This is a genomic window from [Zimmermannella] bifida NBRC 103089, from assembly GCF_001570925.1.
In the GTDB taxonomy this organism is placed as follows: domain Bacteria; phylum Actinomycetota; class Actinomycetes; order Actinomycetales; family Microbacteriaceae; genus Gulosibacter; species Gulosibacter bifidus.
In genome coordinates this window covers 49157-65059 of the sequence record NZ_BCSP01000007.1, presented here as the reverse complement: position 1 = coordinate 65059, position 15903 = coordinate 49157, and the positions used below count along the sequence as shown (strand labels likewise).

General features: G+C 62.8%; 12 protein-coding genes. 9 read left to right on the top strand and 3 right to left on the bottom strand.

Going from position 1 to position 15903, the window contains the following annotated elements; genetic code table 11:
* The first annotated feature begins 37 nt into the window (after positions 1-37).
* The 6 genes from ZBI01S_RS09580 to ZBI01S_RS06810 all read left to right on the top strand — a co-directional run bounded on the left by ZBI01S_RS09580 (position 38) and on the right by ZBI01S_RS06810 (position 7929).
* Positions 38-832: a ComEA family DNA-binding protein gene (locus tag ZBI01S_RS09580; protein WP_083524596.1), complete on the top strand. Its 795-nt coding sequence runs from the start codon at positions 38-40 to the stop codon at positions 830-832.
* Positions 829-3405, top strand: a complete 2577-nt coding sequence (locus ZBI01S_RS06830) for a ComEC/Rec2 family competence protein (RefSeq protein WP_159421439.1) — start codon at positions 829-831, stop codon at positions 3403-3405. The genes ZBI01S_RS09580 and ZBI01S_RS06830 overlap by 4 nt, the downstream gene beginning before the upstream one ends.
* Before the next feature lie 174 nt (positions 3406-3579).
* Positions 3580-4134, top strand: a complete 555-nt coding sequence (locus ZBI01S_RS06825; RefSeq protein ID WP_066058254.1) for a DUF5336 domain-containing protein — start codon at positions 3580-3582, stop codon at positions 4132-4134.
* A gap of 338 nt (positions 4135-4472) precedes the next feature.
* Entirely contained in the window at positions 4473-5465 is a 993-nt protein-coding gene (locus ZBI01S_RS06820; RefSeq protein WP_066058250.1) for a hypothetical protein, read from the top strand.
* A gap of 250 nt (positions 5466-5715) precedes the next feature.
* Positions 5716-6735 (top strand): DNA polymerase III subunit delta, encoded by a 1020-nt coding sequence (holA, locus tag ZBI01S_RS06815; RefSeq protein ID WP_066058247.1) that lies wholly within the window; start codon positions 5716-5718, stop codon positions 6733-6735.
* Positions 6736-6846: 111 nt separating this feature from the next.
* Positions 6847-7929: an LppP/LprE family lipoprotein gene (locus ZBI01S_RS06810; protein WP_066058244.1), complete on the top strand. Its 1083-nt coding sequence runs from the start codon at positions 6847-6849 to the stop codon at positions 7927-7929.
* Positions 7930-7932: 3 nt separating this feature from the next.
* Here ZBI01S_RS06810 and ZBI01S_RS06805 read toward each other — a convergent pair whose 3' ends face one another.
* From ZBI01S_RS06805 to rpsT, 3 genes are all read right to left on the bottom strand, one after another.
* A complete protein-coding gene (locus ZBI01S_RS06805; protein WP_066058241.1) occupies positions 7933-9573 on the bottom strand; it encodes a GTPase in 1641 nt (546 codons plus the stop codon).
* A complete protein-coding gene (locus ZBI01S_RS06800; RefSeq protein WP_066058238.1) occupies positions 9570-11384 on the bottom strand; it encodes a dynamin family protein in 1815 nt (604 codons plus the stop codon). The genes ZBI01S_RS06805 and ZBI01S_RS06800 overlap by 4 nt, the downstream gene beginning before the upstream one ends.
* Before the next feature lie 276 nt (positions 11385-11660).
* Complete coding sequence (gene rpsT, locus ZBI01S_RS06795) at positions 11661-11930, bottom strand: 30S ribosomal protein S20 (RefSeq protein WP_066058236.1); 270 nt, start codon at positions 11928-11930, stop codon at positions 11661-11663.
* A 213-nt stretch (positions 11931-12143) separates the two neighbouring features.
* On the opposite strand from rpsT, the gene lepA reads away from it, so the two are divergent.
* The 3 genes from lepA (at position 12144) to ZBI01S_RS06785 (ending at position 15593) form a co-directional block, all read left to right on the top strand.
* A complete protein-coding gene (gene lepA, locus ZBI01S_RS06790) occupies positions 12144-13985 on the top strand; it encodes a translation elongation factor 4 (RefSeq protein ID WP_066058233.1) in 1842 nt (613 codons plus the stop codon).
* A 79-nt stretch (positions 13986-14064) separates the two neighbouring features.
* Complete coding sequence (locus ZBI01S_RS10230; protein ID WP_370664375.1) at positions 14065-14121, top strand: hypothetical protein; 57 nt, start codon at positions 14065-14067, stop codon at positions 14119-14121.
* Positions 14118-15593: an Hsp70 family protein gene (locus ZBI01S_RS06785; protein ID WP_370664374.1), complete on the top strand. Its 1476-nt coding sequence runs from the start codon at positions 14118-14120 to the stop codon at positions 15591-15593. The genes ZBI01S_RS10230 and ZBI01S_RS06785 overlap by 4 nt, the downstream gene beginning before the upstream one ends.
* Positions 15594-15903: the final 310 nt, after the last annotated feature.

Genomic DNA, 15903 nt, shown 5'->3' with positions numbered 1-15903 from the left:
ATCCCGGTGAGAGCGCAGCGTACCTAAGCTGCCGGGCATGTCGCCCACTTCGCACGCCTGGACGTCCACCCAAACCGCACCGATCGAGCTGCCGGAATCGCCGCATCCGTCAGCTCTCGGGAGCGCGCACAAACCCGACCCTTTAACGGATCTAGAGCTCGACTCACTGTTCGCGTCCCCGCAGCGCCCGCGATTGCGCGTGGGGTTCGGCGCTGCGGTAATCGTCGCGCTGATTGCCAGCGCCATCGTGGTGTTTGCTGTCTCGTTGCAGCCACGGTCGACGCAGCTGCCGGTGCTGGACGCCGGCAGCACCGTGCCCGCAAGTGGTTCGGCTGCGCTACCGACACCGAGTGCAACCGCATCGACGGTGGTTGTGCATGTGGTCGGACAAGTCCAGCAGCCGGGCGTTTATGAGCTTCCGGGCTCGGCACGCGTGGCTGATGCGGTGGCTGCTGCCGGAGGGGTGCTGGCCGAGGCGGACATTACGGCGGTGAACTTCGCTCGTGCGCTGGTCGATGGCGAGCAGATCTATCTGCCCAAACCGGGCGAGCAGCTGCCTGCTGCCGAGGGTGCAGGTGCCGGTGGCACACCCGGTAGCGCTGGTGGTGTCGGCAACGCTGGCGGTGTCGGCAACGGATCTGGACTCGTCAATATCAATACCGCGAGCGCCACGGAACTCGAAACGCTGCCGCGGATCGGTCCCGCCATGGCGCAACGAATCATCGACTATCGCGAGCAGCACGGCGGGTTTCAACAGGTCGAAGATCTGCGAAATGTCACCGGTATCGGTGACGCGACGTTTGCCGGAATCAAAGATCTGGTGACTGTGTGAGCCACGACATGAACGGGGGAGCTGCCGCAGGGGTGCGGAATAGCGAAACCAGTGCTGGGCAGCCACCTGATCTGCGCATGTTCGTGGTTGCGCTGGTCGCGTGGGCTACGGCGTGGGTTGCTGTCGGTGCGCCGGATGCATCCCCAACGATCGCCCTACTCGCTGCGGCAGCAATGGTGTGCGGTCTCGTCGTACTCGCAGCGAACCGTAGGCTTCCGCGCAAACCCGCGTCGCATTGGCGGCGGGACTGGTTCGCGCTGGCCTCCGTCGCGGCTGCGGCAAGCATGCTTGTGGCAGCGATGGTGGCGGTGCGGGCGCCGGCGCGAACGCCGCAGCTGCTGATCGACGCGGCCGAGTCACAAACCGAACGCGGCTACACGCTCGTGATCACCGGTGCTGGAAAACCTGCGGCCGGGGCGCAGTTTGGGCCACCCTCGCTGCGCTACCGCGCGCAAATCCAGCACGTCGAGTTGCGCCCTGAGCCAAACCTCACAAGCAAGGGACAGCACGACGAGCAAACGCCGCTCGACGGGGTGCCGGTCGTGGTGACGCTGCCCGTGGCACGAGCCAACATCGGGCCGAGCAGTGACGTACGGGACTCCCAGATGCCCGGCAGCGCCGATGCGAGCGAGGCGTTGCCTATTGGTACGACTGTCCAGGTTCGGGCCAAGGTGCGGCTCACCGATCCGGGCGATAGTGCGGTGGCGATGCTCTACGCGAAGGGACCGGTGCAGCTGCGTGCCCCACCGCATCCACTGCTGCAAATGGCGCATGATGTGCGCACACAGACCGCGGCGGTCGCAGCGATGTTGCCAGCACCGGGCAACATGTTGATTCCGGGGCTTGCTGCGGGCGACGAACAGCTGGTGTCTGACGACCTCAACCACGACATGAAGGCGACGTCGCTGACTCACCTAACGGCGGTTTCGGGCTCGAACATCGCGGTGATCGTGGCCGGGGTGCTGCTGCTCGGCCGGTGGGTGGGGTTCGGCAGAGTGTGGCGGTTGGTGTTGGCACTGCCGGTGCTCGCGGCATTCGTCTGTTTGGTGACGCCGCAAGGTTCAGTGATCCGAGCAACCGCCATGGCCGTGATCGTCATCGGGATCGACCTCGCGGGGCGAAAGGTTGCCGGTGTGCCGGTGCTTTCGCTCGCGGTGCTCGGACTGCTGGTGGCCGATCCCTGGTTGAGTCGCGATTACGGGTTTGCGCTGTCGGCCGCGGCAACGGCGGGATTGCTGTTGGGTACGCGCCCGTTGGCGAACTTGTTGCAACGGTGGTTGCCGCAATCGGTGGCATTGCTGATCGCGGTGCCCACGGTCGCGCAAGTGGCCTGTCAGCCAATCCTGTTGCTGCTCGAGCCGAGTCTGCCAACCTACGGCGTCCTCGCCAACCTGTTGGCCGCGCCCGCAGCACCGATCGCAACACTGGCCGGGCTCTTGCTGGTTGCCGCAGTAGTGGTAGCGCCCGCGTTGGCGCCGATCGTCGCGTGGCTTGCGTGGTTACCCGCGCAATGGATCGGGCTCGTCGCCGAAGCCTTCGCCGCGTTCCCGGCGGCCAACCTGCCGTGGCCGGGAGGATTACCCGGGGCATTGCTTTGGATCGCAACGATCACGGCAATCGTGATCGCCTGCAGCCCACGATCCCTGCCACCTTGGCTACACGGACGGCCAAGCGGGTTGCAGCAGCGGGCTTGGTGCCTGCTGCAGCGAATTGCCTCGGGGCTCGTGGTCACGGCAGCCATAGTGGTATCGGTCATCTGGGTGGGACGAATGGCCGTTCGGATGCGTGACTTCCCGCATGATTGGCGGCTCGTTGCCTGCGATGTTGGGCAGGGGGATGCACTCCTGCTGCGCGGCGGGTCGCTCACCATGCTGGTCGACACCGGGCTGGAACCGGAACCGGTGGCACGCTGCCTACGTGACTTCGGCATCCGCGAGATCGATGTTCTGGTGCTGACTCATTTTGATGCCGACCATGCTGGCGCGGCAGATGCGCTGCCGGTTCCAGTGCGCTCCCTGTGGGTACCCGATACCGAAGATGCTCGCACCGAGCCGCTGGTGCAGCGCTTCCATCGGGCGCAGATACCCGTTACGCATGTTGCCACCGATGATCGCGTCACCATTGGCGACCTGGAGATAACGGTGCTGTGGCCGCGGCGTGCCACCGATGGCAGTCCGTCTTCCCTTGCCGACAACGACGGCAGCGTGATTTTGCGGGCCGACCCGACCGCGGATTGCCAAACCGGTTGCGTCAGCAGTTTGTTACTCGGAGACTCGGGCGAAGCCGTGCAACAACAGCTCGATCCCGCCACGCTCCCCGCAGACATCGTCAAGGTCGCGCATCACGGTTCGCGAGATCAGTTCGCGGATGCGTACGGGTACGCACGCGCGCAACTCGCGGTTATCTCTGTGGGTGCCGACAACGGTTACGGCCACCCGACTCAATCAACGCTGACGGTACTCGCGAACGCGCAAACCCCGTGGCTGCGTACCGATGAACATGGTGACATTGCCGTGTTTGCCGATCGAAGGCAGCACACTGTGCCACAGGTTTGGACGTCTCGAAACAACTGAGGTTTGCCACCGATGGGCAGGCTCATAGATTCGTTAGCTGAGATTTTGCAGAACGTTTCATCCCAGTTACCTGATTGCACTAGTCTCCGGGCAGGCTCCAATCCGGAGTGTTCTGAATCCACCAGCGCAGCCGCCCGCAACTATTGGGCAGCCGTACGAAAGGGTACATCCGCCATGTCGACATCGACTCCTACGAACTCATCGAACCAGCAACCGGCTGCGGGCTTCGCCATGCCGAAGAACCTGTTTGGATTTGGTCCGATTGCCGTGGCCGCTGCCGGTGTTCTCGGTTTCATCTCGGTATTCCTGCCACAGATCACGATCGAGATGTCGGACTTCTCGATCACCACCATGGAATCGACCACCGAAACTGAATTGATCGGTTACTTCACTGAGGGCGCCGCCGGCGAAGGCGTACTGCTGCTCATCGCGTTCGTGCTTGCCATTGCGCTCGGTGCCGTTGCAATCCTTAAGCAGGCCAAGGAGCTCACCCTGGCCGCTGCTGGTGCCGGCATCGTGGTCGGTCTGTTCGCCCTGCTGCGCAGCATCAACATCATGTCCAGCGCCGACGAGCTCGCATTCCTCGCTGACGGTGGCCCAGCATTTGGTGCGTACCTGATGCTGTTCGCCGCGCTCGTGCTGATCGCTGGTGGTGTGCTTTGCGTCGTGGGTGCGTCGAAGCTCCCCTCGATGCTGAACAAGCAGGCTCCAGGCGCAACCGTCGCCTAGGTTCGAGGCGAATCGACTACTTCAACGTGGCCCGGTGCGAAACGCGCCGGGCCACGTTTGCATCTCGAATGCGCCACACACTCGTGCGCGGCCCGACACCCGCATCTACGAATGCCTGCCACCCGCATCCGTGTCACCAGCGCCGAGATTCGGATGCGGCATCCTACGGTCGACTGAAATTCGCCGTATTCGACGAATTTGATTCGTACTTGTAACGCGCAGTCTTTATGATTGCCGCAGCTTGCCACCGTGCTGGCGGTTTCGATCGCCCGGCTTCGAGCGGTGTTTGCGAGTCCACCTGAACGCGTGAATACCCACACGAAAGGAACAGCATCCCGATGTCGATGCCCGGTTCGCCAAATCAGCCAGGACACCCTGGTCACAACCCAAACCAGTTCGGGCAGCCTCAGGGTCAGCCTCAGGGCCAGCCTCAGTACGGTCAGCAGCCAGGTCAGCCGCAGTTCGGCCAGCAGCCAGCTCCGCACCAGGCATACGGTCAGCAGCCGCAGCAGGCCTACGGCCAGCAGCCTCCATACGGTCAGCAGCCAAAGCCGTACGGTGCTTCGGGCTCGACCGGTGCTGGATTCCAGATGCCGAAGAGCTTCCTCGAAGCTGGTCCGTTGATCGGTGCCATCGTCGGACTCATCGGCATCATTTCGCTGTTCCTGCCACAGGCCACCGTGTCGATGGAAGCTCAGGACTATGGCTATGGCGTGACCATGGAAGCCCAGAGCCACAGCTTCAGCTACTTCTCGCACGGTGAGACTGGTTGGGGATTCACCCTCCTCCTGCTCATGCTGCTGCTCGTAGGTGCATCCGTCTACGCGATGATTAAGCCGGCCAAGGAAATCCTCTTTGGTGCTGGCGGTCTGGCCATCGTTGCCGGTGGCCTTTCGCTCTTCAAATGCATCGATCTCCTCTCGAACACCGGTGACTACGGCTATGGTGCTTCGGCCTCGATGGGCTTCGGCGGCATCATCCTCATGATCATGGCCATTGCGATGCTGGGTGTGGCTGCACTCGACATCATGCAGGCGCTCAAGGCTCCGTCGATGATGAACGGCCAGGGCGGCCAGGGTGGCAACTTCGGTGGCCAGCCAATGGGCTACGGCCAGCAGCCGCAGCAGTTCGGTCAGCCACAGGGTTACGGTCAGCAGCCACAGCAGTTTGGTGGACAGCCGGGCCAGCAGCCATTCGGTGCACCGGGCCAGCCAGCACCGGGCCAGCAGCCGCAGCAGTTCGGCGGCCAGCCAGGCGGCTACGGTCAGCAGCCATTCGGTCAGCAACCAGGCCAGCCAGGCCCGCAGAACCCGAACCAGCCAAACTTCTAGGCCCTAGCTAGCGCCTACCACGAAGCGATCCGCTAACCGGCCGTGATCGCACGAGGGTCCGACGTTGACGCGTCGGACCCTCAACCGTTTCCATTCGCGCGTTGAACCCCGTAAGCGCCGCCCTGCAGCAACTGTGGCAACGGGACAACTACGATAGATGCACGCGAACAACCCGGCGGCCCGACTCGACAACGCAACACCTGCGCTGCCAGCGTGACCGTCCGCATCCCGCCCGCAGAAAGTGACGCCAGTGGCTACCGCAAAGAAACCCGCTAAACGCAGCAGCAAAGTGAAGCTGCAGCAGGTTTCGTGGCTCGAGATTCGTCCAGCACCGGTGGCGCTCTTGAGCGGTGCCGAGGACTTTTTCGCGGACGAAGCCGTGAGTAACCTGCGGGCGATCTTGCGGGCCGAAGACCCGGCCATCGAAGTTCACGAAATTGATGCGAAACACCACGAACCGGGGGAGTTCACCACGGTGGTGAGTCCGTCGCTCTTCATGGAACCGCGGCTGGTCATCGTGCAAAACGTTCACGAAACGAGCGAATCGCTACTCAACGAAATCATCGACTACCTCAGCGCCCCGATCGACGGCACGCACATCGTGCTGCGACACCGCACGGGTGTGCGCGGCAAGAAATTGCTGGATGCGGTTCGGGCACTTCCCGAAGCAATTGAAGTTGCCTGCACACCCCTGAAAGCGAACGAACTTGACGGGTTTGTGCGCCAATTGGTGCGCTATGAGCGGCGCAGCATCCAGCCCCAAGCCGTTCACGCTCTCATCGCCGCGTTCAACACCGATCTTGCCGAACTTGCAGCTGCGGTTCGACAGCTCATGAACGTCTCGACCGAACCCGAGATTACGCCCGAGCTGGTGGACCGGTACTACGGTGGGCGAGTGGAAACCACCGGATTCAAGATCGCGGATGCGGCGATCGCGGGCCGTCTGCCCGATGCGCTGCGGCTGTTGCGCGCCGGTTTTGAGACCGGACTTAATCCGGTACCGATCGTCTCGGCAATCGCCATGAAACTCCGCATGATGGCCAAAGTTTCGGGTCTTGCGGGGTCGGATGCACAGCTTGCCGGTACCGTAGGCGCGGCACCTTGGCAGGTTGGTCAAGCCCGACGCGAACTGCGCGGCTGGACCGATCGAGAACTGGCGATTGCCATTCAGCTCACCGCCGAAACCGACCACATGGTGAAGGGACTATCGCGCGATCCCGAGTTTGCTGCAGAGCGACTCGTGCGCAAGGTGGCGCTGCGCGAGCGCTGACGCAGATACTTGGGTTGCTGACGTAGGCGCGTTCCTCAGCTGCGGCAGGAAGTTATGCGAACGAGACCAATAGTTCTGCTGCCAGTCATCGGTCTGGGCTAGCTTCGAAGTATGCGTGAACGACGAATCTGGCCGCTGGTTGCCGCTGCTACTTCTACCTTGCTCGTGCTCGTTGGTTGTGCGTCCGAGACCCCAGCCACGAGCGAGTCGGTTGCACCGACGCAAAGCGTGACACCGACCTCGACACCAACGCCAACTCCCGAGTGTGGAACCGCCAGTGCGGAAGAAGCAATGGCTTCGGCTGTCGATGAAATGGCGTTGCCGCTCCCCGACCGTACCGACGTTGGGTGGGCAGTGGAGCTAGCTGAAACAGATGATTACGATCCTTGTGCAGCACTTTCTTGGGCGGTTGTCACCGCGAGGGGTGCAACCGTATCGTCGCCGTCGGCTGTCGTACTGTTCCACTACGGTGAATTCGTCGGTACCGCAACCGAGCAGTCATTTGGCTGGGCGCCAATGGTCGAGCGTGTCGATGACGCCACGATCGAAGTGACGTTCCGATGGGCAGGGCCGGGCGAAAGCAACGCTGAAGCTTCGCAGACTGCAACCTCAACCCTGACCTGGGACGATGAAGCGGGAGCCGTCGTTCGCACCGGCGACGTTCCGGACTACAGCGATGGCCGAGACCGGACTGGTGAAACCGAAGGCCAGGTGGGGCCGTTCGGTATGAAGGACTCAACTGGCAACACCGGTGAGGACACTTCGGCCGCTTTCCCCGGTGCAGGTGGAGCGATTCCTTCGGACGCTACCGAAGCGACAGAGACTCGCCAAGCAAGTGCCGACCCAGCCGATACGGAAGCAATCATCCAGACTGAATCCGGCAGTATCAAGTGTGATGTGAATGCGGGCGAGTCCGGTGTCCACTGCATGGTGCAGACATGGTGCGACGCCGGTGGCGACTGCAGCGTGCAACTGGGTGTGAACGACACCGAGCCAACGTTCATGGGTGGGGAAAGCTTCCCATCCGCGATGCAGAAACAGCTTTCACCGCAAGCAATTGGTTCGGGCGAAGCGGTCTACTACGGGGACATCGTCTGCGGTGCACCCGGCAGTGACGCGCTTGTGTGCTGGAGCACCGTTACCGGGGCGGGCTTTACCTACTCGGGTGAACAGAGCGCGTTTACGGCGTTCTAAGCGCTAGCGGGCAGCAGCCCGTCGGAGGGCGTTCACGAACGCGAGCGCACGTGCACGTTCTGATCGCACCGGAGCGGCAACGTGCGCATCCACGGCAGTGCCGATTGAGGCACGTAGACGCCGCATCGCACGGCGCCTGCGGCCACCGGCCACGCCTGCGCTGATGAACGCGGCAACCGCGCCGAGCACGATGCCGAGCAACACTCCGAACACGAGCAGCAGCCCAGGCACCGGCCATCCTTCAACGGTCGGAATCTCCACGAACCCGAACCCAAGCGCCTGCATTGCCCACAACACCAGGTACCAACCGGCACCGACGCATCCGGCCAGTAGCGAAACCACCTGCAGCGCAGTGATCAGCGGCCACCACCACGATCGGCCTGCGCCGAGGTCAGTGGCGGCAATCGCCTGATCGACCGCATCCGGAACCGACTCGCTCAACGTCAACCCCTGGCCGCGCAGGTACTCCTGCCACGGCTCGGGCAGATCGGCGGATGCATCGCTCACGTAGCTGCGAACGGCACGGTTCATGCCCGCTTTCTGACCCGCACTCAACGGCTGCCGATAGGTGCGCGCCACGACCGGAGCATCCGCATCCGTCGCCGTACGCTGCTGGGCCGGAAGATGCAACCGGCGCAGGGGATCGGGACGGAACCGCAAGAGCCACGACGTTACCGGCCACCCTGTGGCCTGGCCCGCGCGCTTTCGGTACGACTTTGCAACCGCCTGCGAAATTAGTTCAGCGCCCGACGCCGTAATGATCGCCTCACGCATCGCGCGGGCACTGCGATCGGCGTTGAACGGCCGAGTGGGTGGCGGCGACTGTTCCCTAGTGCCGGGCGATTCCACGTTGCGGGGGAGCTGCGATGAGGCGCACTGGCGCACATCGGCGGTCAGTCGTGCCGTTGCCGCAACACGATCGCGAGCAAACTTCGCAATCCGGAGACGCACCGAATCGACTCCGGCTCCGGTGACCGCGCTTGCAGCCATGACCTCGGTGTTCGGCAGCCCATCGCGAGCGATCAGCGACTCGAGCGACTGCACCACCTGCGGAATCTCGGCGGGAGCAAGTCGGTCAATCTGGTTCAGCACCACCGCAGTAACGGCAGCGTGCGTCGCCAATGGCTGAATGAAGTCGCGGTGCAGCGTCGCATCGGCGTACTTTTGCGGGTCAACGACCCACACCAACACATCAACCTGGCCCGCGAGCCGAGTCGCAATCTCGCGGTGTTCGGCCTGAACCGAATCGAAGTCGGGCAAATCCAGCAAGATCAGCGGCAGCGCGGGGTCGCCAGCGAACGGATGCGCGGGGATCCGTCGATCTTGCACCTGCAGCCAGTCCAGCAGCGGCGAAGCGTCTTCTTGTCGCCACACGGCAGCCAGCGGCACCGACGTGGTCGGGCGTCGAACGTGCGTGTGCGCCAACTGCTCGCCGACGACCGCGTTGAACAGCGACGATTTGCCAGACCCGGTGGCGCCAAAGAACCCGACGACCGTGTGTTCACTCGAAAGTGCACGACGCTCAGCTGCCGCCGCAATCACACGGTCGAGCTCGGCAAGCGACGCTTCAGACAGCCTGCCGACGCCGAGTTCGCGCGCTTCGCGGAGCGACTGGATGCGGTCATCGATAGTGATGCGGCTCATACGCGAGGCCCGTTCGTGGTCTGGCTGCCGAAGGTCGGCGGTGAAAGCTGCGAGGCGGGCGGCGCAGCCAGGTCATCACGCAGCGTTGCTTCGAACTCGGCGATCGCCGAACGCAGCTTGTCGCCGCTTCCGGGTGCGGTCACCGGCATGAGTTCGGCGCTGTACCGGAGCGACTCGGCACGGAACAGCGACGTAACCCGCAGCTCGAGATCATCGCGCGCCTGGGTCGCGAGCTTTCGCACTGCCTCGTCACCGAACAGTGTTTCCAGCAGTTTCTGGCCGACCACTGCCGAACCACCGGCAATGGCCACTTCACCGCCGGTGAGGCCCGCCGTGGACGCAAAGACGACGATCATCAGCGCCACCGTGACCGCGTTGAGTCCCAGCGACAGCACGCGCGCCTTGGTGCGTTTTCCGGCAGCCTGCGTGCGCACTAATTCCACGAGCGCGGCTTGCCAGTCGCGCATCAGCCGGGCAGCGGATTCGTTCAGGCTGTCTGATTCGTGGGCCAGCGTTGCATCCGAGAACACGTGGCGGCCGTGTTCGGTAGCACGCACCCGCTGCCAGCTTGAAGCGGCGGCGCGGCTGGCCGCATCCACGATAACCGCGTGCAAACCGGACTCGAGTGTGGCTTCGACCTGCTCGACGGTCTTTGGCTTTCCAGTGAACCAACCGGTAACCCGATCGCGGGCACCAGACACCCACGTCTCGATGCCGCGGAATGCATCGGATGTGCCAACAACATCCTGCCAGCGGGCGAGCACCTCGCCGCGCAATAGCTGACCGTCGCGGGTGGCTTCGCGCACGTCGTCGATGGCATCTTCGTATTCGTCATCGATAATGCGCATTAGGTCTTCGGCCGTGCGCAGTTGTACGTCGCGGGCGATCGCAATTTCGTGGCTCATATGGGTGAGTTTGCGTGCCGAGCCGAGCACGGTACGTCGTGCCAGTTCGTGGCGGGATGCGGAGTCGGCAGCAATTGTGCCAAGCCAGTTTCGTAGGCCGGCCACTGCTGCGGGCGGCAGCATACCGAGCTGGTCGAGCGGTTGTTCGGTGATGGTGAATACGGGAGCGTGGGGAAGGCCGCGCTCGTGCAGCATGCGCTGCAGGTCATGCTGAATCTCCTGCTCAGCACCCGGCGGTACTCGGTTGAGGACGACCGCGACGGTGATGTCGCGAGTGGCAGCGTCATCGAGCAATTGCCACGGCACCGCATCGGCGTAGCGGTTGGCGGTGGTTACGAAGAACCACAGGTCGGCTGCAGCCAGCAGTTGGGATGCGAGTGCGCGGTTTTCGTCGGCGATCGAGTCGATATCGGGTGCGTCGATGAGCGCAATGTGCTTCGGGATGTGCGGGTCTTCGACGAGCACAACCGAGCCGATAAGGCTGGCGTCTGGGGTAGCGCCAGCCTGTGACGAAGGCAGCACCTGGTGAGTTGCGGTGCCGCGGATGCGCGAGAGTCCGGGCAGGATGCGGTCGGTCTCGAACCATTCGCCCTCACCGGGTGCGTGCAGCAGAATCGGTTGTCGCGTAGTGGGGCGGATTGCGCCAGTGCGCGTCACGGGGCTGCCGACGATCGCATTGACGATGGTGGACTTGCCCGCGCCCGTTGAGCCGCCAGCAACCGCCAGCAGCGGTGCGTCCAGGTTGGCCAGTCGCGGCGCGATGTAGTCGTCGATCTGCTGAATTGCCCAGGACTGGTTCGCTTTGGCGCGCTGGGTTTCGTTGAGATCAAGAGGCAGGGATGCGTTCGACAGCTCGTCACGGAGTGTGTCGAGCGCGGCTAGTCGGGGCAGGCTTGCATCACTCACCTCTCAAGCATGACGGAAGCCGCATGGGTAACGTCCGATAGTGGTGCTGGCCGGGCGGGAGAACACCACGACGCCGCAACCTTTGACCGGGCAAATCTCCAAAGTGGTGCAGATACAGCGCATCGGAGGTGCATAGCGCCTCCGCCCTCGGCTCAGTGCACCATGTTGGAGATGGTTGACTTCGCAGATATTGGTTTGCGGGTGTGACTGAAGGCGGAAAACAAAAATTGGGCCCCGAGGAGCCCAATTCCTGTGTACCGGCGATGCCGGCGAAACTTACTTAGCGTCGATCGCGTTGACCAGCTTGGCGATAGCCGACTTGCGGTTCGCAGCCTGGTTCTTGTGGATGACACCCTTCGAAACAGCCTTGTCGAGCTTCTTCGAAGCGAAGGCGAGAGCGGTCTGTGCCTTCTCTACGTTGCCTTCGGCAGCAGCTTCGCGAACGCGACGGATCGCGGTGCGGAGCTCCGACTTGTATGCCTTGTTGCGCTCGGTCGCCTTGCGGTTGGTGCCGATGCGCTTAATCTGCGACTTGATGTTTGCCACGTGACTACTTTCGTGTGGAGGTTGAGTTTTCGGTTGCGTGGATGCGGGTAGAGGGACCGCAGCACGCCTCGCGTCGAGTGGGGTACGCGTAAGCCAACGCTCAACTTTACCAGCCAGGCGACTCGGATGCACGCGATTTATTCATGAGTGGTTCTGACATCCGCGGCAGGCCGCCCCACAAGCCGCGCAATACATGCGAGAATTGCGGACACCATGCCGAAACAGCCCAACATCTTGCAGCCGCTCGCGACACCCGCTGAGCGCATCCGCAACTTCTGCATCATTGCGCACATCGACCACGGAAAATCGACCCTGGCCGACCGCATGCTGCAGCTGACCGGATCCGTTGAAGACCGCGTGATGCGCGCGCAGTACCTCGACAAGATGGACCTCGAACGCGAACGTGGCATCACGATCAAGTCGCAGGCCGTGCGCATGCCGTGGCACGTCAATGAAGAAGACTTCATCCTCAACATGATCGACACCCCCGGTCACGTTGACTTTTCGTACGAGGTTTCGCGTTCGCTCGCAGCCTGTGAAGGTGCGGTACTGCTCGTGGATGCGGCACAGGGCATCGAAGCGCAAACGCTCGCCAACCTGTATTTGGCCATCGAGAACGACCTCGAAATCATCCCGGTCCTCAACAAGATTGACCTCCCGGCAGCCGATCCCGAACGCTACGCCGAAGAAATCGCTGGCCTGATCGGCGGCGACCCCGAAGACGTCCTGCGGGTTTCCGGTAAGACCGGTATGGGTGTCGAAGCGCTACTCGACCGTATTGTCGACCGCATCCCGGCACCAAAGGGCGACCGCGACGCATCCGCTCGCGCCATGATCTTTGACTCGGTCTACGACACCTACCGCGGCGTGGTGACGTACGTTCGTGTCGTTGATGGCGAGATTCGTGCTGGCGAGAAGATCCAGATGATCTCGACCGGTGCCAACCACGAACTGCTTGAGCTCGGTGTCTCATCGCCGGAGCCGAAGAAGGCGAAGGGCCTTGCCGTTGGTGAAGTGGGCTACCTCATTACCGGTGTGAAGGACGTGCGCCAGTCCAAGGTTGGTGACACTGTCACGAACGCGACCAAGCCGGCGACCGAAGGCCTGCCAGGTTATGTCGAACCGAAGCCCATGGTGTTCTCGGGTCTGTACCCGATCGAAGCCGGCGACTACACCGACCTGCGCGAAGCGCTCGACAAGCTCAAGCTCGAAGACGCTGCCCTGAACTACGAACCCGAAACCTCGGTCGCGCTCGGATTTGGTTTTCGCGTTGGTTTCCTCGGGCTCCTGCACCTCGAGATCATCACCGAGCGACTTTCACGTGAGTTCGACCTCGACATCATCACCACCGCGCCAAGCGTGACCTACGACGCCGTGACCGAAGACGGCGTGACGCACCACGTCACCAACCCGTCGGAGTTCCCGGAAGGCAAGATCAGCGAAGTGCGCGAACCGATCGTGCGCGCGAGCATCCTGGTGCCGAAGGAATATATCGGCAAGGTCATGGAGCTGTGCGAATCTCGCCGCGGCTCGCTGATCTCGATGGAGTACCTCTCCGAAGAGCGCGTCGAACTGCGCTACACGCTGCCGCTGGGCGAGATCGTGTTCGACTTCTTCGACCAGCTCAAGTCGCGTACGCAGGGCTACGCCTCGCTCGACTACGAACCGATCGGTGACCAGGCCGACGACCTGGTCAAAGTCGACATCCTGCTGCAGGGCGAAAAGGTGGATGCGTTCAGCGCAATCGTGCACCGCGACTCGGCCTACAGCTACGGCACGATGATGGCCGAGCGCCTGCGCAAGCTGATTCCTCGGCAGCAGTTCGAAGTACCGATCCAGGCCGCAATTGGTGCCCGCATCATTGCTCGAGAAACTATCCGCGCGATCCGCAAGGACGTTCTTGCCAAGTGCTATGGCGGTGACATTAGCCGTAAGCGCAAGCTGCTCGAGAAGCAGAAGGAAGGTAAGAAGCGCATGAAGATGGTTGGTCGCGTCGAGGTGCCGCAGAAGGCGTTCATCGCGGCACTTTCGGGCGACGTCGAAGAGAAGAAGTAGCGCTCGCGGTCGTGTGCCGGGTGGATGCGGTGTGCCTGCAACCATTTGCGGGTGCCCGTAACCCTGTCGTCACCGGCGGTTGTTAGCGTGCTTGGCATGCGCGTTGGCATTGACTTTGGCACTACCCGAACCCTGATCGCAGTTGCCGACCGCGGCAACTATCCGGTGCTCGGAGTCACGGACCCGCTCGGTGACTCGCACGAACACATTCCGACGGCGATCGCACTTGATGGTGACGAGTTTGTTTGCGGCCACGATGCACTCGAGCGGCAGCATGACGGGCTTACGCTGGTGCGTTCGTTCAAGCGATTGCTGGCATTGCCGACGGTTACAGCCGATACGCCGGTGCGGTTCGGCCCTATCCAACGCCCGCTGAACGAGGTGCTGGTCGCGTTCGCGACGCATGTTGCCGAGCAGATTCGCAACAGCCCGTTTTGGGGTGGCGAATGCAACAATGAGCCGATCGAAGCGGTTATTGGTGTGCCCGCGAATGCGCACAGTGCGCAGCGATTGCTGACCCTAGACGCGTTTACTCGTGCCGACATCGAAGTCATCGCGCTCGTGAATGAGCCCAGCGCTGCGGCGTTCGAATACACGCACCGTCATCCGCGCGGCATTAACTCGAAGCGCACCAGTGTGCTCGTGTATGACCTAGGTGGTGGCACGTTCGATGCCTCATTGGTGCGCATCGACGGCACCGACCACGAGGTGATTCGCTCGCTCGGCATCAGCAAGCTGGGTGGCGATGACTTCGATGCGGTCTTGGCCGATCTGGCGCTTGCCCACGCGGGGCGAACCGATGACGTGTTCGGTGACCGTGCGCGCGGGCGACTGCTTGACGAAGCTCGCACGGCAAAGGAGCGCTTGGCGCCGCAATCGCGTCGCATGGTGCTTGAGATCGGCGATGACGACGTTGTGGTGCCGGTCGACGAGTTCTATGAGGCGTCGGCGCCGTTGGTTGCGCGCAGCATGGAAGCGATGCTGCCGCTGATCGGTGAGCGGGTGGACACCGGGCTGGTCGATACCGACATCGCGGGTATTTACCTCGTTGGTGGTGCCAGCGGGTTGCCGTTGGTGCCGCGTCTGTTGCGTGAGCGGTTCGGGCGCCGCGTGCACCGCTCGCCGTACCCAGCCGCATCCACCGCAATTGGGTTGGCGATCGCGGCGAGTCCCGAATCTGGTTACCGCTTGCGCGACCGGTTGGCGCGGGGGATTGGGGTGTTCCGTGAACGCCAGGGTGGTGCGGGCGTCACGTTTGATGCGCTGGTTGCGCCCGATGCGCTGCCCGATGCCGATGGCAGCGTCGTGGCCCGGCGCGAGTACCGCGCGGCACACAATGTGGGCTGGTTCCGGTTTGTCGAGTACTCGGCGGTGGACGCGCGTGGCGAGGCCACAGGGGATATTTCGCCGCTGACGACGGTCGCGGTTCCGTTCGCCGCACACTTGCGTGACGGCCGCGACCTGAACGCGGTGCCGGTTGAACGCACCGATCAGGGCCCACGCGTCATCGAAACGGTGCGGGTGGATGCGAACGGTATCGCATCAGTACGGATCGAACTGCCCGACGACGGTCTGGTTGTCGAGCGGGCAGTCGATCGCGTCGCGTAGCGCTAGCCCTGTGCCTGTTGTCTGTGCTCTGACGTCCTGACACTGCGTGCTTGGGACGGGGAGGCGTCGTTTGGCTCATCAAAACGGGGGTTTCGGCGGGAATTTGGCCGCGAAATGTCGCAATTGATGAGTCAAACGACTTCTTGCGGTTCGCGAGTGTTCCAACTGTCACCAAAACCGGCAGACTTGGCCCGTAGCGTCGCGAAAAGCGGCAAAAGGTGACAGTTGTAACAGTTTTGCGACGACTCGTTCGGCGACGGTGTGCTCCGGCTCATCAAAATCGTTTATTTGACTGCCAAAACCATCCGGT